Source organism: Pseudomonas sp. MPDS, from assembly GCF_013283895.1.
Classification (GTDB): Bacteria; Pseudomonadota; Gammaproteobacteria; order Pseudomonadales; family Pseudomonadaceae; genus Aquipseudomonas; species Aquipseudomonas rhizophila.
Genome location: NZ_CP054128.1, coordinates 1,575,910 through 1,597,158 on the forward strand (window position 1 = coordinate 1,575,910; position 21,249 = coordinate 1,597,158).

The 21,249-nt window shown below is 60.4% G+C and carries 13 protein-coding genes; 6 read left to right on the top strand and 7 right to left on the bottom strand.

All coding sequences use genetic code 11. The annotated features are described in order from the left end of the window. Window positions 1-2: 2 nt before the first annotated feature. The 3 genes from HQ912_RS06840 to HQ912_RS06850 form a co-directional block, all read right to left on the bottom strand. Window positions 3-2,810, bottom strand: coding sequence for an RHS repeat domain-containing protein (locus HQ912_RS06840; RefSeq protein WP_173406602.1), 2,808 nt, complete (start codon window positions 2,808-2,810; stop codon window positions 3-5). Between the two features lie 3 nt (window positions 2,811-2,813). After that, window positions 2,814-7,271, bottom strand: a complete 4,458-nt coding sequence (locus tag HQ912_RS06845) for a SpvB/TcaC N-terminal domain-containing protein (protein WP_173406603.1) — start codon at window positions 7,269-7,271, stop codon at window positions 2,814-2,816. 563 nt (window positions 7,272-7,834) lie between these two features. Continuing rightward, a complete protein-coding gene (locus HQ912_RS06850) occupies window positions 7,835-9,358 on the bottom strand; it encodes a fumarate hydratase (protein ID WP_047227110.1) in 1,524 nt (507 codons plus the stop codon). 467 nt (window positions 9,359-9,825) lie between these two features. Here HQ912_RS06850 and HQ912_RS06855 point away from each other — a divergent pair, with 467 nt between their 5' ends. Genes HQ912_RS06855 through HQ912_RS06865 form a run of 3 tightly spaced genes read left to right on the top strand, consistent with a single transcriptional unit; the run spans window position 9,826 to window position 12,638 of the window. Next, window positions 9,826-10,932, top strand: a complete 1,107-nt coding sequence (locus HQ912_RS06855) for a sensor domain-containing diguanylate cyclase (protein WP_047227128.1) — start codon at window positions 9,826-9,828, stop codon at window positions 10,930-10,932. Beyond that, on the top strand, window positions 10,925-11,860 hold the full coding sequence (locus HQ912_RS06860; RefSeq protein ID WP_173406604.1) for an iron-sulfur-binding ferredoxin reductase: 936 nt from the start codon (window positions 10,925-10,927) through the stop codon (window positions 11,858-11,860). The genes HQ912_RS06855 and HQ912_RS06860 overlap by 8 nt, the downstream gene beginning before the upstream one ends. A gap of 28 nt (window positions 11,861-11,888) precedes the next feature. Next, window positions 11,889-12,638, top strand: a complete 750-nt coding sequence (locus HQ912_RS06865; RefSeq protein ID WP_173406605.1) for an enoyl-CoA hydratase-related protein — start codon at window positions 11,889-11,891, stop codon at window positions 12,636-12,638. Between the two features lie 211 nt (window positions 12,639-12,849). Here the strand turns inward: HQ912_RS06865 and pyk are convergent, their stop codons facing one another. Further along, window positions 12,850-14,301: a pyruvate kinase gene (pyk, locus tag HQ912_RS06870; protein WP_047227107.1), complete on the bottom strand. Its 1,452-nt coding sequence runs from the start codon at window positions 14,299-14,301 to the stop codon at window positions 12,850-12,852. 355 nt (window positions 14,302-14,656) lie between these two features. On the opposite strand from pyk, the gene HQ912_RS06875 reads away from it, so the two are divergent. Both HQ912_RS06875 and HQ912_RS06880 read left to right on the top strand, forming a co-directional pair. Further along, window positions 14,657-15,031, top strand: a complete 375-nt coding sequence (locus HQ912_RS06875; protein WP_173406606.1) for a tol-pal system YbgF family protein — start codon at window positions 14,657-14,659, stop codon at window positions 15,029-15,031. A gap of 294 nt (window positions 15,032-15,325) precedes the next feature. Beyond that, window positions 15,326-15,685, top strand: a complete 360-nt coding sequence (locus HQ912_RS06880) for a PilZ domain-containing protein (protein WP_173406607.1) — start codon at window positions 15,326-15,328, stop codon at window positions 15,683-15,685. A 233-nt stretch (window positions 15,686-15,918) separates the two neighbouring features. On the opposite strand, the gene HQ912_RS06885 is transcribed toward HQ912_RS06880, so the two are convergent. Beyond that, window positions 15,919-16,284 carry a DUF6124 family protein gene (locus HQ912_RS06885; RefSeq protein WP_173406608.1) on the bottom strand — a complete coding sequence of 122 codons (366 nt, stop codon included), beginning with the start codon at window positions 16,282-16,284 and terminating at the stop codon, window positions 15,919-15,921. Between the two features lie 383 nt (window positions 16,285-16,667). Between HQ912_RS06885 and HQ912_RS27725 the strand changes: the two genes are divergently transcribed. Then, on the top strand, window positions 16,668-19,934 hold the full coding sequence (locus tag HQ912_RS27725; protein ID WP_260990066.1) for a hypothetical protein: 3,267 nt from the start codon (window positions 16,668-16,670) through the stop codon (window positions 19,932-19,934). 52 nt (window positions 19,935-19,986) lie between these two features. Here HQ912_RS27725 and HQ912_RS27730 read toward each other — a convergent pair whose 3' ends face one another. Next, the gene (locus tag HQ912_RS27730; RefSeq protein WP_260990067.1) at window positions 19,987-20,340 is read right to left on the bottom strand and encodes a hypothetical protein; all 354 of its coding nucleotides are present in this window, start codon (window positions 20,338-20,340) and stop codon (window positions 19,987-19,989) included. Next, window positions 20,304-21,173 carry a Fic family protein gene (locus HQ912_RS06895; protein ID WP_260990068.1) on the bottom strand — a complete coding sequence of 290 codons (870 nt, stop codon included), beginning with the start codon at window positions 21,171-21,173 and terminating at the stop codon, window positions 20,304-20,306. Before HQ912_RS06895 ends, HQ912_RS27730 begins: the two co-directional genes overlap by 37 nt. Window positions 21,174-21,249 lie beyond the last annotated feature (76 nt).

Below are 21,249 nucleotides of genomic sequence, written 5' to 3' on the forward strand. Positions count from 1 at the left end.
GATCACGTGGTCATCCATTTCGGGCGGCCCTTGCCATGGCCGACAGGATGCGCATGCCAACTCGCCCACAAATTGTCCGTCGTGCCCATTTCCTTGTAAGCGGTGATTCCCTGCTGTGCGGCCTTGATGTTGGCCTGGGTGGCTTGGGTTCTTTTGCGCAAGGCGGCGCGACTGATCGGTGCCAGGGCTTCCTTGGACGTCATGAAGTTAACGTTGGGCAGCAGGTCTGCGGGGGAGATGACATCGGAGCCTAACGCATCGAAAGCATTTTCGGCCCAGGCAGCGCGTTGCTCCACAGCCGTTTTCCAGTCGGCGAGCAGCGTTTCGATTTTGCCGATCTTGACGGGGTCGAGGCGGTTTTTGATGTCTTCGCCCTCGATGGCCCGGGCGAACATATTGAGTGTGCCGCCGATGATCGGGATCCACGAACCCATCACCCGGTTCATCACAAAACTGGGGTTGAGGACTGAGTTGAGCGCCGGGTGGATCACCTCATCTTTCATCTGCCGCCAGTTCTTGATGTCTTTAACCGCACCCTCGATACCGAGTCTGCGATCGATCGCCTCAACGGATATTTTTGAGGTCTGTGGTATGAGCGCGCCCACCAACCCTGCGCTATTCACGAACGGATCGGCGATCTCGCCGGCCACATCGCCGCCGACGTTGCCACCGATCAGTCCACCCGTGGTGGTGTAGGGGGTTGTGAAAGGGGCATCAGGCAGCACCAGGTCGACCACCTCGCCGCCCAGCACGCCTGTCTCATAGCCGAAGACGCCTTTGACCAGCTCTCCCCCCAGATTCCCCATCAGGCTTCTAAACACGCCTTTTTGCTGGATGATGTTGTGAAGCTGCCCGAGCAGTTGGCTGGACTCTCCACTGAGTTCGGAGAGAAAGCCTGAATAAAGCACGATCACGCTCTCGGCTTTTGCCTGCCCGTCCGTATCCACATAACGCAGTGGATTGTTGGCCACGAACGCATACCTGTTCAGCCCGTCCACATCCCCTGCCGGGTCGGCACTGACCCAACGCTGCAGCCACGGCGCGTAGTAACGTGCGCCGTAGTAATACAGCCCGCTGATGTCCATTTCCTTGCCCGAATAGCGCACGGTCTTGTAACTGACCTCTACGCCGGGACGGGCTATCAGCCACGCCGTGGCGCCGAACGGGTAATAGCCTTCGTGACTGATCAGTTGCGCATGCTGATCGAGCTCCATCATGTTTGAGCCTGAGTGGTCCTCCAGGCTGTAGCGCAACTGATCGGTGTCGATATCTGCCGGCTTGCCCATTACCCAATGCAAGCAGCGGACGTTGATCAAGCCCGTGTCGAGGATGATGATGTGCAGTTCTTCGCCATTGTCCCGGGTGCGGATCTCCAGGCCCGGGAGATAGCGCACGTCCTGAAAATGGTCGCGCTTGGCGGTATGGGTTTCGTGACGTTTGTAGACCCGGGTCCCTTGGCTATAGCGGTAATGTTCCTGGTCATTGGCGGCGTTTTCGCGGTCGATCAGGGTGACCATTTCCAGTTGGTCCCGAGCGTTCCATTGCAGGTTCTGCCCAGGCTGCAATGCCAGGAGATTGCCATGGCGATCGAACAGTGTGTCGAATGACGGGGCAGGATCTCCAGGCTGGTATCGCACCCCTCGATTGCTGCCCGGGTCGATGAACATCTGCCGGGTGTAGCCGGCACCCTCACGCACATGGGTGAGCTTGGTCAGATTGCCGCCCTCGTCATATTCATAGGTTTGCAGGTAGTTGAGCCGGTTGTTGGGGTCGGTTGGCTGGGGCAGGCCAGGTATATCCGAGGGCGGGCCATCGTCGTAACCGCTGGCACTGGTCAACCGATAGAGCGAGTCGTAGCTGAAGGCACGATGGCCATCGACTCGTTGGTTGGCGAAATGGGTAGGCGTATAGGTATGGTCCAGAATGCGGGTGATGTTGCCCATCGGGTCGTGGACATATTCGAAGTCCACCAGTGCGGTGGCCGGGGCTTTTTGTGAACGTTGTCTGAGCAGGCGAGCGGTGGCCGGGTCATAGCTCCAGTGGCTGATGACGCTGTTGCCTGCGTGCTGTTCGATGATTTGCCCGGCGGCATTGTATTGGGCATCGTGCAACACCGTCTGCCAGTCGGTTTGCCCCTTGAGTCGCAACTGCACCTGCTTGAGCTGCCCGGCCAGATCGTAGCGCGACTGTTGCTGGTGTTCACCGGCATCGGTCTGCTCAAGCACAGCCCCCGAAGGCCCGAAGAGACGACGGCTGGTAAACGCCTTGCTGTCGTGAAAAATACGCGTCTCACAGAGCGGCAGGCCGACCAGGCTATAACTGTCCAGAAGCAACGTACCCGAGGGGTCGACCTGCTCGAGCAACCGACCGCGAAGGTTGTGATCGGCATCGGCCGTGGCATCGGCGTAGATGAAGGTATCGACTGCGACCTGACTGTTTTCCTCCAGAGCCACCGGACGCAGTTGGGGGTCATAGGCAATACGCCAATGACTGCCGCGTTCATCCCAGCGTTGCAAGGTTTCACCCGCCAGGCCCGGTAATGCCAGGCGCCATCCGCCATCGACGCTGCGGGTACGCAGCGGCTGACCGGTGAGGTTGTAGTCGTTGCGCAGGTTGGCCGTGTCCGTACCGTAGAAACGTGGGTCCCATCGGGCGATAAGGCGCCCGGCGACGTCATACGCCTGGGCCGTGACCAGAGTTTGGGTGTCGTCGTTCGGCGATCGGCGCCAGTAGTCCACTCGCCTGACCGAGCCTGCTCGTGCGTCAAGTACCGACAGGACCGGTGTACCGCCATGAGTTAGCCTGCTCACTCGTCAGCTTCCCGGGTCCGTGTCGTTGTAGTCGTGGTCGCACAAGTACCAGGGATGATGCACATGCCAGGCTTCATAGCCCTTGGCATTGATGACCTTGACCAGGCGTCCTGGTGGATCGTAGAACTGCTGGTCGTGGTAGCCGTGCAGACGCAGCGAGGCGTCGTTGATGTAGCGCCAGGCGTCGGCGAAATACGGCCGATAGACCCGCGTGACCAGACCCTTGTTGTTGTACTCGACCCGTTCGCTGACGCGCCAGCGCGGGTCGGCCAGGTGCTGCAACGGTTGCCCGTTCTGTAGCTCCAGCGAGCCGTCCTCGGCCACGGCATAGGCCTCCCCGGGTTCGACCCGCTGCTTGGTTTGCAAGGTGCGGCCGAATCCGTCGATGGCGCTGAGGGTGATGCGGACCTGTTGCAATGGATCGTCCGGGTAGCGATCGGCGCTCAGCACGACGCTGTGAACCGGCTCCCGGGCCGTGGCCTGGATCAGCGTCCACAACTGTTCTTCGGCGGCGCTGCGTTCGGCCAGCCGCGCCAGGTGAATGCGTGCCCTGGCGCGGACATGGCCGCTGGGCATCAAGTAGCGGGCGCTGATCCACTCGTTGCGCTGCGCAAGGGAGACTTGGGCGAGGTCAAGCGCGCCCATCCAGCTGAACTCGTCGGTGCGCACGGCACTGGCGATTCTGCCCAGGGTGGCTTCGGGGTGTTCGATGGCATAAGCCGGTGTCAGGTCGTCGGGCAGCTCGTAGGTGTCGATGGCATCGAAGCCTGCCGGCAGGCCATTTTCGCTGCCGAAAAACGTAATGCCCAAAGGCACGCCGTCGGGGCCATACAGCGCTTGCTGCACGTTGTCGTTGGCGTCGATGATGCTCTGCGGCAACAGCGAGTGATAGTCGTATTCGATCTGGGTCGTACAGCCGTCCGGCAGGGTAATGGCGGTGGTCATCAGGTGATAGGCATCGTACGTCAGGGTCGTAACACCATGACTCTGGGTTTCTTGCAGGGCGTGGATCTGGAAGAAGCCATCAAGCGAGTGGTAGGTGGCAAAACCGCTCTTTTTCGACCAGAGGTTTTCGGCGGTGTCTTCGTCCGGATCTTCAGGCAGAAACAGCGGCATGGGCTCAAAGCCGATTTCTTCCAGTTGCCCGCGGATGTCGAACGGCGGTGGCACGGCGTCGTAGGCGTCCAGTGCCTGCTTGTCGAACTCGGCCGTCTCCAGCGGGCCGAGCAACGCCTGGAAGGCAATATCGCCTTGGTCGTCACGCAGGTAGTTCTGTTCCTCAAGCGCAACCAATTGCCGTGCGGCTTGCCATTGCGGGGAGTCGTGATGTGCGAGGAAGGTTTCATAGCTGATCTGGCGAGGGTTGAGGCCTTGCGGCAGTTCGCCCTTGGGGCGTTGCAAAGCGTTGGCTCGACTGCGCCAGGGCAGGCCCAGGCGCTGACGCCACCCGGTTTCGTCGAACAGGTGCAGGTGCTCGGCCCGGCTCTCGGCAAGGTGGAACACCTGCTGCTGCTCATCATGGGCGTCGAGCCACCAGGTGTTCTCGTCTTCATCGTCGAAGGGGGGCGGATCGAGCGGCGTAAGGCGTCGGGCGTAATGGACGATGAAGCCGTGAACAAGCTGGCCGTAGAGATTCCATTTCAGATTGATGCCGTGCTGGCTTTGCGGGTCATTGGTAAAACCGTCGTATTGATGGCTGAGCGCCTCCAGTTCCAGTACCAGCAGGCTTTTGTGATGGGGATGGTGCTGGCGCAGCAGATAGCGTTGTTGCGTCACGGTGTAAGGCCGGGCCGTATCGCCCGATTCGGCGGGATGGGTTTCTGTGCGCAACACCTGGCCGCCCAAGGCATAAGCCATTTCCCGGGCGGTCTCGGGGTCGGGCACGATAATCTCGTCGGCCTCGTCGCCTTCATGAAAACAGCTCAACAGCGCCGGGCCAAGCGGCACGGCGTCATCGTCGCCGTCGAAACAGTCCTTCAGAGGCTGGTTGACGGTTCGGCCGGTGTGGAACCAGGTCTTGACCAGTACCGGCGCGGTAAAGCCGCTTTGCACTTCAGCGTCGGGCAACTCGCTGTCCACCTGGTACAACCGAGCGAAGCCCCGGAACTCACGGTGATAACCGTCGTAGTCGCCCTCGAAATAGGTGAAGCGCTGGGTCAGGCAATTGCCGGTGATTTCATCCAGCTGTTGCTGACGTGCCAACAACGGCAGGGCCATGGGCAGATAACAGGCCAATTGCTCGCCCTGCGCTCGGCGCTGTTGTTTTTCATCCAGCCAGTATTGCGCACTGCTGCGATAGGTCAGGGTGGTGCTACAGCCCATGTTGTTGTGGGTGGCGTTGAGCAGATAGGGCCGCGCCGTGACGAAGTCGTAACGCCAATGCTTGGGCTTCATATCGGGGGACATGTGAGGCACGCTCAGAATCAGGCTGGCGCAACCCAGCCCCTGCAGATCGGCCAGGCTGACCTGGCACAGATTGTCGTACCGCACGCCCTCCGGCCATGGCACCTTGACGGGTGTTTGCTCAAGGCCGTTGCCGCCGTGGTTGAGGTAGATATCGAAACAGTCGCTGTTAAGGTAGATCAGCGCGGGCGCTCCGGCGCCGTCCAGATCGGCGATCCGCACCCGGTCAGCGTCGAATTGGCCGTAGCTGAAGGGCAGGGCGCTCATGACAAAACCTTCGCCGAAACGCCCGTGACCCAGGTTCGGCCAGCACTTGATTTCATCGAAGCGAATCCGGCACAGCTCGGTGCTGTCGCTGCCCAGCAAATTGCCGAACAACACCAGCTCGCTGCGCGAGTCGCTGAACAATGGCAGGGGGCTGTCCGGTTCATGGGGCACATTCACCCCTGGGGCGAACCCCTGCTCGCGGAGATTGGGGTACAACCGAACGCTTTTGGGGCCGACCATGGCCAGTGAGCGTAAACCGTCGCCGGTCAAATCGCCCAGTTGCGCGGCGGGGTGCAGGAACTCCGTCGGAAAACGATCAAACGGGGTGAAGGTCGACCAGCTACGGTCCGGGTTGAGGGTATGGAAGCCGCTCATGCCGGGTTGGGCAATGACCCAATTGAGGCGGCCGCTGCCGGTCAGGTCAGTCAGCACCTGCATCACGGCCGGGTTTTGGCTGGCGACCGGGATACTGTCCAGGCGAGACCACGGGCCATAACCGATGGCATCGTCATCGGGCCCGGCGCGCTCAGGCTCGCGGTAGTACCAGGCATCGGTGTAACGGCACAGAAACCCCGGCAGACCTTCGCCATACAGGTCCACGCATTGGTACTGCCGGTTGCCTTCGAGGGCGGGCATTGTCTCCAGGTCGAAGAATTTTTCGGGTGTCAGGTTGAGGTCGAAATCGGTGTACTGCAATTCCACCGGAGGGCTGTAATTGACACCGCCTTCAGCGTCCCAGTCCTGATAGTGGGCGGCTGTCAGCAGGCTGTAACCTAGCGCAGTGGCGGTGTATTCCAGCACCAGTCGCCGGACCAGGGCAGGTTCAGTATCGGCCACGGCGGGGAAGTGGTGGAACATCAACACCTGATGACACAAGCGCCGGGTGCCGACCTCAAAACCGTATCGATAGGTGTGAAACGGGTCGCTGCGTAGCAGCCAGGGCGCCTCTTCGGGGGCTTGCCAGGAAGGTTGTTGCGCAAGATCGAGGGTGCGTTGCCCGTAGTCGAACAGCAGGTGAAAGTGCCAGTTGTGCTGGGCCGGGTCGGGCTCTTCGAAGCAGTACAGGGTGTCACTGGCGCTGGCGTTGCCATAGCACACCCGCCGCAGGTAGCGCTGGGCGCGATAGTCGTGGGGGCCGTCCAGCGCGCCGGGGTCGGCCTGGTACTCATAATAGATGTGCTCGCCTGCCGGGCTGACTTCTTCGAGCAACAACCATTCGGCGATGCGTGGTGGTTTTGGGGGATCGGGCTCGGGTTCGGCTTCAGGTTCGGCAATGCGCGACGCTTCGGTTTTACCGTAGCAATACACATGGCCGTTGCTGCCCTGGACACGCCAGAAGGGTGCCTGGCCGTCGGTGGGTGTCCACAGCTCATAAATATCGAAGCTGCTTTCAGTCCTGGGGTAATAACGCACCACCGAGCACGTTGCACTGCCGGGGCCCGCCAGGGGGCGAATGAGCGGTTCGGCGTTGAATTCGGGCCAGCGGTCAACCCCATCGGCGTCGACCATGACATCCTCATCAGCGTAGTGCGGCACACCTCTGCTGGTTTTGCGCGTGATGCTGGCGATGGAAAGCTGCATGCCGATGCCGAAGATGCCGTTGCCGCCCTGGCTGCTGTAATTCAAGGTCAGCGCCGGCGTCAGGTGGCGGGCGGCGGACAGGGGTAACGGCAGTTCAAAAGAACTTGCCCCTCGCGTACCGACAGGGCCGAGGCTGTTACCGAGGGTGGCGATAGAAGCACTGCCGGCGATGGTCGGGGTCACGATCTGGAGGGGCGCTTGTTCTGCCATCGGGATCATCTCTGTTAGCCGACGCCAGGGCGAATACCCGGCATGACTTCAGGATGCCAAGAGATGGTCATTGGGTAACCTGTCAGATCTGACAGGTCGACGGGCCTGCCGATGAACGGCTCTACTCACGCCCGGCGGGGAGCATTGTGTGGGAGGCTTGGCTGAACATAGGTCGGGGTCCACTGAAGATCCAGTGTGGGAGCAAAGCTTGCTCGCGATGACTGAGGCACATCCAACATGGATCAAGCTGACCCACCGCTATCGCGAGCAAGCTTTGCTCCCACAGAGGAGGCTTGGCTTGACATAGGCTTGGTCCCCCAATAGAGGCCTGGCTGAACATAGGTTTGGCCCCCCAGAAGAGGTTTGGCTGAACATAGGTTGGGGTCCACTGAAGATCCAGTGTGGGAGCAAAGCTTGCTCGCGATGACTGAGGCACATTCAACATGGATGCAAGCTGACCCACCGCCATCGCGAGCAGGCTCGCTCCCACAGGTTTTTTGCTGATAAAAAAAGGCCGGTGGGTTTGTCGCCCACCGGCCTTTTTTACGGCGTCAACGTGCGTGTTACTGTACTTCTACCGCCAGGCTGTCGCTGATTTTCTTCTGCCAGATCGCCGGGCCGGTGATGTGTACCGACTCGCCTTTGCTATCGACCGCAACGGTCACGGGCATGTCCTTGACCTCGAACTCGTAGATCGCTTCCATCCCCAGTTCGGCGAACGCCAGAACCTTGGACTTTTTGATCGCCTGAGCCACCAGGTAAGCGGCGCCGCCGACGGCCATCAGGTAGACCGCCTTGTTGTCCCTGATCGCTTCGATAGCGGTCGGGCCGCGTTCGGACTTGCCGATCATACCCAGCAGGCCGGTCTGCTCGAGGATCTGGCGGGTGAACTTGTCCATCCGCGTGGCGGTGGTCGGGCCGGCTGGGCCTACCACTTCGTCGCCTACCGGATCGACCGGGCCGACGTAGTAGATGAAGCGGCCCTTGAGGTCCACCGGCAAGGTTTCACCCTTGTTCAGCATCTCGACCATGCGCTTGTGCGCCGCGTCGCGACCGGTGAGCATCTTGCCGTTGAGCAGGACGGTTTCGCCCGGCTTCCAGCTCTGCACGTCTTCAGGTGTCAGGGTGTCGAGATTCACGCGGCGCGCCGACGGACCAGCTTCCCAGACGATTTCCGGGTAAGCGTCCAACGGTGGTGCCTCCAGCGACGCCGGGCCGGTGCCGTCCAGCACGAAGTGGGCGTGGCGGGTGGCGGCGCAGTTGGGGATCATGCACACCGGCAGGGACGCGGCGTGGGTCGGGTAGTCCATGATCTTCACGTCGAGCACGGTGGTCAGGCCACCCAGGCCCTGGGCGCCGATGCCCAGTTGGTTGACCTTCTCGAACAGCTCCAGGCGCATCTCTTCGATGCGGTTCTGCGGGCCGCGGGCCTTGAGTTCGTGAATGTCGATGGACTCCATCAACACTTCCTTGGCCATGACGGCGGCTTTTTCCGCAGTGCCGCCGATGCCGATACCCAGCATGCCCGGTGGGCACCAGCCGGCGCCCATGGTCGGTACGGTTTTCAGTACCCAGTCCACGATGGAGTCGGACGGGTTGAGCATGGCCATCTTGGACTTGTTCTCGGAACCGCCGCCCTTGGCCGCCACGTCCACTTCCACGGTGTTACCCGGAACGATGGAGTAGTGGATCACCGCAGGGGTGTTGTCCTTGGTGTTTTTACGCGCACCAGCCGGGTCGGCGAGGATCGACGCGCGCAGGACGTTTTCCGGCAGGTTGTAGGCGCGACGCACGCCCTCGTTGATCATGTCGTCCAGGCTCATGGTCGCGCCATCCCAACGCACGTCCATGCCCACGCGCACGAACACGGTCACGATGCCGGTGTCCTGGCAGATCGGCCGATGGCCGGTGGCGCACATGCGCGAGTTGATCAGGATCTGCGCCATGGAGTCACGGGCCGCTGGCGATTCTTCGCGCAGGTAGGCTTCGTGCATCGCCTGGATGAAATCCACGGGGTGGTAGTAGGAAATGAACTGCAGGGCGTCGGCAACGCTCTGAATCAGGTCATCTTGCTTGATCACGGTCATGAGTCGCGCTCCTCTCTAAAGACGGGAACATTCAATAAGGTGCCGTCCGTTTGGGTGCATCGGTCGACGGACGGCACCTCTTAAGGCACGCCGGGCATGCTGGCGCGACACTAAAAAGGCGCGGCAGTATATCGCAGGCGAGCACCCTGTGGGAGCGAGCTGCCTTTGTGGCGAGGGGATTTATCCCCGCTGGGCTGCGCAGCAGCCCTGAAAGTCAGTCACCTCGGTGTGTCAGGTTGTTTGCCTTCAGTCATTTTGGGGCTGCTTCGCAGCCCAACGGGGATAAATCCCCTCACCACAAGAGGACCAGCCAGTCTCGAACAACTGCGTCAATTTAGGCCATTGCTTTGACGCCATTTTTCTGCTCCAGAATTGAATGGTCATTTGCACTGCACGCCACTAAAGTGGCGTCTGGCCTGTAGCGTAGGACGCCTCCTGTCAGTTCCTTTCCCATGGTGAGTCAACGATTGACCCATAACGCCATTCAACGTCTTTTGCTGAAACGCTTCGCCTTGGCGGCCGCGACTTACGCGCTGGCACTGGTGTTGTTGTGGTTGGCATATTTCAGTGGTCATTACCTCGATTCGTTGCGCGATGTCATCATCGGCAGCGTGTTGGTGGTGTTGTGCCAGGCAGGGCTGTTCGCGCTGTTTATCACCGACCGCAATCTGCGGTTCGCCGACCCCAGTCTTACTGAAATACAGGTACTGATCGGCCTGGGCTGGCAGACCTGGATGATGGCGCATCTGGACCAGGCTCGGGGCGTGTTCCTGGTGTTCTATGTGCTGATCCTGCTGTTCGGGCTGTTCCACTTGTCCCGTCGGGCTTTCGTGCGCTGCGCGATGCTGGTGTTTTTCAGTTTCACCGCCATTACCCTCTGGGACGGTTACTTCTTCAGGCTTCCTGACCCCACGCTGGCCGCGTTACAGGTGTGCGTGCTATTTATCGTGCTGGTGTGGCTGGTGCTCTATGCCAGTTACGTACAGAACTCGCGCCAACGCATGCGTCAGCGGCGGTTTGCCTTGCAGGCACATCAGGACACCCTGCGCGGCATGATGCGTCAGCTCGAAGACCTGGTGGCCACGGATGAACTGACCGGCTTATTCAACCGCCGGCACTTCCTGCGCCTGGCGTCCCGTGAGCTCAACACACTCCGGCCCAATGTTGCCCATGGCCTGGCCCTGATCGACCTCGACCATTTCAAACGCATCAATGACCTGCACGGCCACGCCGCCGGTGATCAGGTGCTTCAGGCGTTCGCCAGCATCGCCACGGCCTGCCTGCGCGAAGGTGATGTGCTGGCCCGTTACGGTGGCGAAGAGTTCGTCATGCTGCTGCCGGCCTGCGACCCCTCGCGGCTGACGGCCTGTTGCGAGCGGCTGCGCCTGGCATTTACTGAAGTCGAGTTGATCGGCTTGCAGATCGGCTCCCTCAGCCTGTCGGTGGGCATGACGATGCTGGAGACCGGCGACGATCTGGACAACGCATTGCAGCGTGCCGACCAGGCCTTGTACCGTGCCAAGCGAGACGGCCGCAATCAGTGCGCCGCCGCCTGGGAGAACGTCGATGCCTGAAGTAAAAGTCGCCGACCGGCAGTGGACGGTGGCGGCGGGCAGCAATCTGCTGGACACGTTGAATCAGGGCGGCGTGGCCGTGCCCTACAGTTGTCGCGCCGGCAGCTGCCATGCGTGCCTGGTGCAGTGCGTGAGCGGTGACGTGCGCGACAGTCGGCCCGACGCCTTGAGCCCCGCGCAGCGCGAGCAAGGCTGGCGGCTGGCGTGTCAGTGCCAGGTGATCGAGGATGTGCAGATCCACACCTTTGACCCGCAACGCGACGGCCGTGCCGCCCAGGTGACCGCCGCGGATTGGCTGAGCCCCGACGTGCTGCGCTTGCGCATTATTCCTGAGCGGGCGCTGCGTTATCGGGCGGGCCAGCACCTGGTGTTGTGGGCCGGCGATGTCGCCCGTCCGTATTCCCTGGCGAGCCTGCCCGAAGAAGACCGCTTCCTGGAGTTTCACCTCGATTGCCGCGAGCCCGGCCAGTTCATCAATGCGGCGCGACAGATGAAAGCGGGCGACCCGATTTTTCTCGGTGAATTGCGCGGCGGCGCCCTGCATTACGATCCCGAGTGGCACGATAAGCCGCTGTGGCTACTGGCGGCCGGCACCGGCCTGGCACCGTTGTTCGGTCTTTTGCGCTCAGCCCTGCATCAGCATCACCAAGGCACGATTCGTCTTATTCACGTAGCCCATGATGCCGCCGGGCACTATCTGGCCAAACCCCTGGCAGCGCTGGCGGCCAAGCATCAACACCTCACCGTGGAGCTGCTGACCACGGCCGAGGCGCCGTCTGCGTTGGCGCAACTGCGGCTTGTTTCCCGGCAAACCCAGGCCTTACTCTGCGGCCATCCCGACCGGGTCGAGGCCTTTGCCAAGCGCCTCTACCTGGCTGGCCTGCCGCGTAATCAACTGCTGGCCGATGTCTTCCTGACCCGTGGTTGAGCGCTGATCTTCAGACGCGAGACCGACCATGACCGACACCCTGCTACTTGAGCGCGAACGCGGCCTGTTGACCCTGCGCCTCAATCGCCCGGAAAAGAAAAACGCCCTGACCCGGGCCATGTACAGCCAATTGGCCCAAGCCCTGGCGATGGCTGACGCCGACCCGCAGATCAGTGCGGTGCTGATCTGCGGGTCCCATGACTGCTTCACCGCCGGCAACGATATTGTCGACTTTCTCGAACAGCCGCCGGCCGATCTCGACAACCCGGTATTCGAATTCATGCTCAGCCTGCTCGATTGCCGCAAACCGGTGATCGCCGCCGTGGCCGGGCCGGCGGTAGGCATCGGCACCACGTTGCTGTTGCATTGCGACCTGGTCTACGTCAGCCGGGACGCGCGGCTGCGAACGCCGTTCGTCAACCTGGGGTTGTGCCCGGAATTCGGCTCCAGCTTGATTCTGCCGAGGCTGCTCGGCCAGGCCAGGGCTGCGCAGTTGCTGCTGTTGGGCGAGGGCTTGAGCGGCGAACAGGCGGCAGCCGGGGGCATCGCCACCGAGGCGCTGGACAGTGGCGAGGCGGCGTTGGCCAAGGCGCGGGACGTGGCACTGCGTTTCGAATCGCTGCCGGCTGAAGCGGTGCGCATCAGCAAACAACTGATGAAGGCCCCGGATCGGGAGCAACTGCGCGCCGTGATCGAAGAGGAGGGCAGGCTGTTCACCCAGCGACTGCGCTCGCCAGAGGCGGTGGCGGCGCTGTCGGGGTTTATCAACAGGCATTAGTTTTGTAGCGCATGGGCTGGCGCTATCGCGAGCAGGCTCGCTCCCACATGGAGTTTTGTGTTGGACGCATGATTCATTCACACCACCGATCCCCTGTGGGAGCGAGCTTGCTCGCGATAGCGTCAGCCCAGGCAACACCTTTTTCAGACGGCAAAAACCAAAAAGCCCCGCCATTCACATGGCGGGGCTTTTGTTTTCAGCAACCGGTCACTCAGACCATCGGGTCGCCAACGTGCAGGATTTTCATCCCGTTGGTGCCGCCGATGGTGTGGTAGCTGTCGCCCTTGGTCAGGATGACCCAGTCGCCGGTTTGCACCACGCCGCGCTTGACCAGTTCATCCACCGCCGCCTGGCTGACTTCGCCCGGTTGCAGGGCGGCCGGGTCGAATGGCACGGTGTAGACACCACGGAACATGGCCGCGCGAGCCTGGGTTTCGCGGTGCGGGGAGAACGCGTAGATCGGCACCGAGGAGCGGATGCGCGACATGATCAGCGGCGTGTAGCCACTTTCGGTCAGGGCGATGATCGCCTTCACGCCCGGGAAGTGGTTGGCGGTGTACATCGTCGCCAGGGCGATACTCTCGTCGCAGCGCTCGAAGGTCTTGCCGATGCGGTGGCTGGAGGTCTTGCTGGTGGGGTGCTTTTCAGCGCCGATGCAGATGCGTGCCATGGCCTGCACCGCTTCAAGCGGGTAGAGGCCGGCGGCGCTTTCGGCCGAGAGCATCACGGCGTCGGTGTAGTCGAGCACGGCGTTGGCTACGTCGGACACTTCGGCGCGGGTCGGCATCGGGTTCTGGATCATCGACTCCATCATCTGGGTCGCGACGATCACCGCTTTGTTGTGACGGCGTGCATGCAGAATGATCTTCTTCTGGATGCCCACCAGCTCCGCGTCACCGATTTCCACGCCCAGGTCGCCACGGGCCACCATCACGGCATCGGAAGCCTTGATCAGGCCGTCGAGGGTTTCGTCATCGGCCACGGCTTCGGCGCGTTCGATCTTGGCCACCAGCCAGGCGGTGCCGCCGGCTTCGTCGCGCAGTTGACGGGCGTATTCCATGTCAGCAGCGTCACGGGGGAAGGACACGGCCAGGTAGTCGACTTCCATTTCCGCGGCCAGCTTGATGTCGGCCTTGTCTTTTTCGGTCAGGGCCGGCGCCGTCAGGCCACCGCCACGACGGTTGATGCCTTTGTGGTCCGACAGCGGGCCGCCGATGGTCACGGTGCAGTTCAGTTCGGTGGCCGTGGCGGTGTCGACGCGCATCACCACGCGACCGTCGTCGAGCAGCAGCTCGTCGCCCACGCCGCAATCCTTGACCAGGTCCGGGTAGTCGATACCGACCACCTGCTGGTTGCCTTCGGTCAGCGGATGGCTGGTGGAGAAGGTGAAAGTGTCACCAATCTTCAACTCGATGCGCTTGTTGGCGAATTTGGCGATACGGATCTTCGGGCCTTGCAGGTCACCCAGCAGGGCGACAAAACGGCCATGCTTGGCAGCAAGGTCACGCACCAGCTTGGCACGAGCCTTGTGCTCGTCGGGGGTGCCGTGGGAGAAATTCAGACGGGCAACGTCCAGGCCAGCCAGAATCAGCTGTTCGAGAACTTCCGGCGAGTTACTGGCCGGGCCAAGGGTAGCGACGATTTTGGTGCGACGGACGGACATGCAAGACTCCTCAGGTTCAAGCGCCAGCGAAGGCTACTATGCTCTTTGGGTGTAGTCATTGTTCATATGCACTACTTTTTCGTTTCTTTTCGAAATGAACATTCCTGAAAATTTTTGCGCCTCTACGGCTTCACATTCCTTCTGTGGCGAGGGGATTTATCCCCGCTGGGCTGCGAAGCAGCCCCAAGATGGCAGATGCACATTAACCTGACACACCCAGGTGGCTGGCTTGGGGGCTGCTGCGCAGCCCAGCGGGGATAAATCCCCTCGCCACAAGAGCACTGCCAAGCTGCGTTTTCGGGTTGAAGATTTCCCCACCCAGGTCGATACAGAGCTCAAGACAGGAGAACCTCCCATGCGATTCGTGCTTTTTGTTGCCCTGGCCCTGAGCATCACGGGCTGCACCCGTTGGTCGATGAACCACCACATGAACCTGGCCTACAAGGCTTACGAGCGGGGCAATTGCGAGCAGGTGATGCTCGAGTTGTCCAAGGTCGACCGCGCCAGCCGTGCCCGGCGCTACATGCAGCCGGAAGTCTCGATGATGCGCGGCCAGTGCCTGGAACGACAGAAGCTGTTTGTCGATGCGGCGCAGACCTACCAGTTCATCATGACCCAATACCCTAACAGCGAATACGCCTTCCGCGCCCGGGCTCGGCTGGAAACCTTGCAGAGCCTGGGCCATTACCCGCTCCGCAGCGCCCCGGCGATCCGCCCCACCGCGCTCTGATACCGTCCGTCAATATCATGGCCAGGGGCAATGCCTGGCCACCTCCACCTTGTACGATTGCACAGGATGAAACTATCGCCCTTGGGCTGGCCGTCGCCAAACCTTGAGCTATATTTTGTACAAGAAGTGATTAGAGCCAGGTCTCTAATTCAAGAGGCACCTGTGACCGGCAGAAGTAGAGCCAAGGCGCTTGCAAGCGTCTGGCACCGGGATCGGGGAGAGCGGGCCTGTTCGTGCCCGTTCCGAAGTATCGATAGCCCCTGGTAGAGGGGCGTTCAAAAAGCGATACAGGACATGTACAAAAAGAGGCGAATAGAGCGGCATCAGCTGCCGTATTTCCTGCGCGTGTTCAACGGTATGAACGACAAGCCCATCGGCTTTCTGGGCAACGTCTCTGAGGATGGCCTGATGCTGATCAGCCATTTGCCGCTGATGGTCGGCGCGGACTTTAATCTGCACCTCAAGATCCCTAGCGATGACGGACCGCAGATGGACATCGAATTGAGGGCCAGTTGCCTGTGGTGCCACGAAGATGTGACGCCGCAGCATTTCGACGCCGGTTTCAGCCTCAAGTGGGCGCCGCCGGAGTACGGGCAATTGGTGAGTGCGTTGCAGCAGTATTTCAGTTTTCATCCGTTGCCGGAGTCGGCTTGAAACCGCCTCTGCAGGAATCGGCCTGACTTTTGCGGGGTTGCCTCAATCCAACTTGTGGGAGCGGGCTCGTTCACGAAAACGGTGGATCAGCTTGCATCAATGCTGAATGTGCCGACTGGCCCAGTGTGGGAGCGAGCCTGCTCGCGATAGCGATTTCAAGTACGCCATCGCGAGCAGGCTCGCTCCCACAGGTTCTTCATCGCATCTACGACATTATTCAGTCGGCTTAACCTTCAGCGTTGAACCTTCGCCTCGTTATCCAGCAACTTCTCCAGCAACAACACCCCCATCTCGCCCATCTGGTGAATCGCCAGGGCCAGGTTGCGCGGGGCGCCTTCCAGGTCTTCCGATAAATCCAGAATCAGTGTGCTCACCGAGCAGAAGGTTTCGTAGGTGTGGGCGAGCATGCCTTCGGGGTCGGCGTCGGGGGCGACGATGAAGTAGTCGAGTTGTCGTTCGGGTTTGTCCGGTTTGTCCGCGTTGGGCTTGAGGTAGTGGTCCAGGGCTTTTTGCGCGGCTTCGTCGAGCTTTTTGGTGTCGAGGGTTTTGTGAGCGGGTTGTGAATCGGTTTTTGGGGGATTGGGAGTTGGCTTGATCATATTCACTTCTCTTTGATAGCGCTGCCACCCGGTTCGCGACTAAACGATGGGTGGCGGCTGGACGCAGGTTAGTCGACCGGTGAGAAGTGAAACCGGCGCGCCCGAGAGCGCCCTGCGAACAGCCACCATCAAGTGCGGGGATAGGGGAGCCCGACTGGATGACGCTTGTGCACATCACTTCATTACCGGGCGACTAAACCCGATCGCTGGTTGTCAGCGACGCGAATCAAATTACGGGGCAAGGCCAAGGCGCACAAGCCGGCGGATTCTGGCGGATCTGTAGTCCGTTGCGCAAGGCGCTGTAGTCACCCGAATTTTCTTGCACCGGGGCCCCCGCCACTCGTCGGTACTGTCAGAACTAACAGGTGTTTAGGTAACCTGATTTGGCATTTACTGCGCTTAAGAAGGCTCTTGGCGTTTCTAACCAGTGCCTTTTTTTGCTTCAGTTAATAGTTGAGGAGTTAGTCATGGGCGCTGGCGACGACTTAGAAGAAAGCGAGCCAAAAGATGCTTCGCAGGGAGATGATAACGAGGGGGCGGTCAGTCACATTGACGATGCTCCTTATTCCGAGGATGTGTCATTTCCTGGTTCCTTAACGGGAGAAGTGTTTCTAGAGGCGATTGGTGGTTCTCTTTGGGCGAATTTTACTGCCTTGTATGCATGGTCGGCAGACGGCAGGTCTTTTCAATTGACGAGGCCGAAATACAGCGCGAAAGATAACGGTCGTAACAAGGGTAATGTTTACATCAAACTTAAGTCGGCAGCCGATACGGGTTGGCGCGAGCTAACTAGCGATAACGGGATTCAAGACGGGAAATGGCATGAAATAAACGCGACTTTAGAGGTGCAGGGAAATGCCCGTTTAGTAGAGGTATGGTTTGAGTACGTGTATGACATATACCTCGGGGACGATCCTCATATCTATGCTGATAAAACCTATAGGTTTGTGCCCAGCGCTCCTACCATCACAGGCCCGTCGGGTGAGATCGCCACGGCATCAATCACTGTTACAGGGTACGGTGGCATACATGGTGCCGGCTGGATCACTGTTCATAATGCTGACGGCGATGGTCTTTTGCGTGCTGCCGAAATCAAGATCGATGGTAGCTGGACCGCCATATTCGACATGCCGAGCGGGTTGGATACTCTGACCTATTACGCGATACAAAAAGTAGATACCGCGACATCCGCTAAATCGAATCAGAAGACCATTTACCGGGCCTCGACGACACTGACAGAGCCCGCAGCGAACGCCATCGTGCGCGCCGACGAGCTTGTCTTCAAGGGGCGAGGAGCTCCAGGCAATCAAATTTGGGCGGTTTTCCCTAACGCCGGCACTGAGCTGTCTGAAAGAGTCTCCGTCAACACCGAGAAAACGTGGGAGGCCCGGGGCAAGCTCCTGGCCAATGGACCCTGGTTAGCACAGGCTGCCTATCAGTCGGGGAGCGGACCCATTAGATATACCGAGGAACACCGTTCTTTCACTGTTTTGGGTAAACCGAGCATCACCCGGTCCACAGCCAATAAGGAGATGAGTTTCACGGTATATGGAAGAGATGGAATGGAGGGCGCCAGCGTCGAAGTGAGGCTCGATGTTATCGGTAGACCGGTCGGCCAAGGCACAGTAGCGTCGAATGGCTCCTGGAATGCCAGGGTTGAAGTACCGCCAGGGACGATTTCGTTGGTGGCGGAACAAACCTATCAAACCGTCCCGTCGGGACTGAGCACTGCCCAGGCGTTTAAAGTGCGCCCCCCCAAGTTGACCGACGTCACCGTCACCACGCCGACGGACACCTTGGTGAAGTTCGAAGGCAGCGGCTACACCGGTTCAACCGTCCAGATCACGGTCGTCAGCGGGCCCGATGCCCCTGCGCCGGGCCCTGTGCCGGTGAACGGAGGCAGCTGGAACACAACCGCAACAAATTGGCCATTTGGTTCTTACAGCGTGAAGGCTGTCCAGCGGTTTCCCGACGGTGACAATGGCTGGATTGACTCGCAGCCGTACACGTTCCCGGTCAACCTGAGACTTCCAGACCCGACCGATATCACCTACACACCGGTCTACCGGCCCGTGTTCTCGGGTAAAGGTTTCAACGGTGCGACGGTGAAGATTCTGAATCCCGACGACTCACCAGCGGCCCCCGAAAGGACGGTGTCCGGCGGTGTGTGGTCGAGCCCCGCCTCAGCGGAGTGGGGGCCGACGTTCGAGCGCCAGGTTAAAATCAGACAATTCAAGGATGGTCAGGAATCGCCAACCTGGCAGGAAATCGAGGTCACCATCCCACCGCTGGCACCGGTCATGCACGTGCCGGTGGAAAATGGTCTCTCGCCCAACCTCAGTGGCACCTGCTGGCCGGAGGCGGTGCTGACACTCACATTCAGTGACAGCGCCACCGAACACCCCGTCGAGAACAACAACGGCACCTGGAGTTTCCGGCGCACCGAGCCGTTTGCCCCCGAGGTCACCCACACCGCGACCCTGATCCAGACCGCCGCCCAGCAACCCTCACCGCCAGCGCAAAGGACCTTCACGGTTGCCACACCCATGCGCAAACCGGTGATCACGTATCCCGCTCCCAGTGCCGAGGTCGGTCGCGTGCTGACCGTCCGTGGGCGTGACGGTATGGCCGAGGCGTCGATGCAAGTGCGTGACGCGCAATTTCAAACGGAGCTGGGCGAACCCAAAGTGCTGACCGCCGACGGCGAATGGTCCGTCGAGCTGCCCGTGCTGGAGTTTCGTCCCTACACCATCGACGCGCAACAGACCCTGCGTGGGGAGCCGTCCGAGCGCAGTGAAACCCTGAGGTTCGAGGTGGTGGTGTTGCCACCGGAGTTTGACGTGCCGCAGCCGGGCGGCAACCTGCCGCGCAGCATGACGTTGTCTGGCAAAGGCATGCAGGGCGGTCGGGTTGATATCTGGCTCCAGGGCGCAAGTGAGCCGTTGATCGAAGATGTTTTTGTGGGCGCCGACGGCTGGAGCGCTGACGTGACCCTGCCGGTAGGCGAAACCACGATTGTGGCCCGGCAACGCTTCGAAGGTCGGCCCTCCAAGGACACTGCGCCGCTGACCTTCAACGTCGTGCCTGCAGCCCCGTTCATTGAAACCCCGGCCACCGACGAGCCCATCGGCCGGCGTGTGGTGGTGTCGGGTTTCGGTGTGCCGGGCGATACCGTGACGGTAAAACTGGGTGACGCCACGCATGCGGTGCTGGGCAGTAGCCCGGTGCTGGAGGATCGCACCTGGTCGGTGACGGTGGAGTTCGATCTACCCGGCGGCCTCTACGGCCTGATGGCCGTGGCGTCGAGCGAGGGTTTTGATTCCGCCGATTCGCCGGCGCGGTCGGTGGTGCTGGGCACCTATCAACCTTCCATCGACGTGCCCGTGACTGGAGGTTGGGTCGACAACCCGGTTCGCTTCGAAGGCGAGGGAAGACCGGGTGTTGGGCGAGTGGTGAGCTGGTTCAATCCGGATCAAGTCTGGGCTTCGGATCTCAACGTCGAAGCGGGTGGTTGGCAGGGAGGGGCATCGCAATCGCTGGCCGCTGGCGGCCACTGGTGCCGGTTCAGGCAGATCATCACCGACACGGCAGACGGCGCGACGGCCTCCGATTGGGTCGAGAGCGGGCGCTTTGAGGTTCGGCCTCATTAGTTGCCAGGCGGTCTCGTTATCCAGCAGCAACACATTGAGTCACCGCCACAACTCAACCCATTTGGAAATGCAGGTTCGCAAAGATCAATCCGGCGAAGCGTGCAGGCAGACCCACTTCTACCGTGCGGGATTTGGGGGTACTGCTGACCACTATCCCCGCTTCGATCAAGCGGCCCAGTTCTTCCGTTGCAAGCCGATCCTTCAAACCCGTGAACACCTTGAACTCTGCACGCGGCATCGCACCTTGGGTGAGAAGAGCCAACACCGCAGCTGCACTGGTGGGTCTGATACCGGCACGGCGAAGGTCGGGATCGGTTGAAAACACATGAACAACCTGCTCGCGCAGCCTGGCTGGGTTTAGCGACGTCGTCATGTATTCAATCTGGTCGTGGCAGACATCGAGCATGAACTCGATGAAGTTGAAGTAGTGACGCTGTGAGAGTTGTCCGCGCCCGTCATAGTCACCCTCGCGAGGGCGATCAGCCAAGGCCAGGAAGCGATAGTATCATCTTGCCGGCGAGCCAGGCCACGAGACAGTGACCAGAGGAAAGGTTTTAGCCCAAGGTGAACAAGTTGCAGATGGGTGAGCATCCGAATCACTCGACCATTACCATCAAGGAAGGGGTGGACAAGCGCCACTCGGTGATGGGCTGCCAGGGCAGCGATCAATTGGCGCCGCGGATCCTTTATTCGTCCGTAATGCTGTTGCAGATGCTCAAGCATGGGCAATACAGCTGCGGCAGCTGGAGCGACATGTGCGCCAACCTGGACTTGCTCATTCTCTTCTGCCCGCAATCTGCCTGCTTCCATCATACGACCATCGCCTAAGGTCAGTTCCTCGATTGAAGCGTCCTTGAACAGCCGACGATGGATGGTCGCGATCAACTTGGGATCGAACATAGCGCAGAAGCTATCTGTTGGGCGCATTCGAAGCACCCGCTCCATCACCTCCTGCTGCGTCATGTGTTGCACGGCAAGCTCTTTGAGCTCCTTTCTTTCTCGTTTCGGTATTGTGCGCGCAGCCTGCAGGTCAGCGATCTCAGTTCGATGCCCTTCGATCAGATTCGAGTAGTAGGTATTGGTGATGCGCAACAGGCCCGCCAATTGCTTCGATGTCTCATCGGCGAGCCGTCCGGCAAGAAATTCTGCCTTACGCGGCAACTGATCGGCGGCCTGAATGATCGAGTCGGGCAGGTTTTCTGGCAGTACTGGGTCAAGGTACGTTTTCGAGATAATCATTTTTTTTGCTTCCAGAGAACACAAACGGCTATTTGTTTGGTGATTTCTGCGGAAATTTCTGCGGAAAATAAAACGG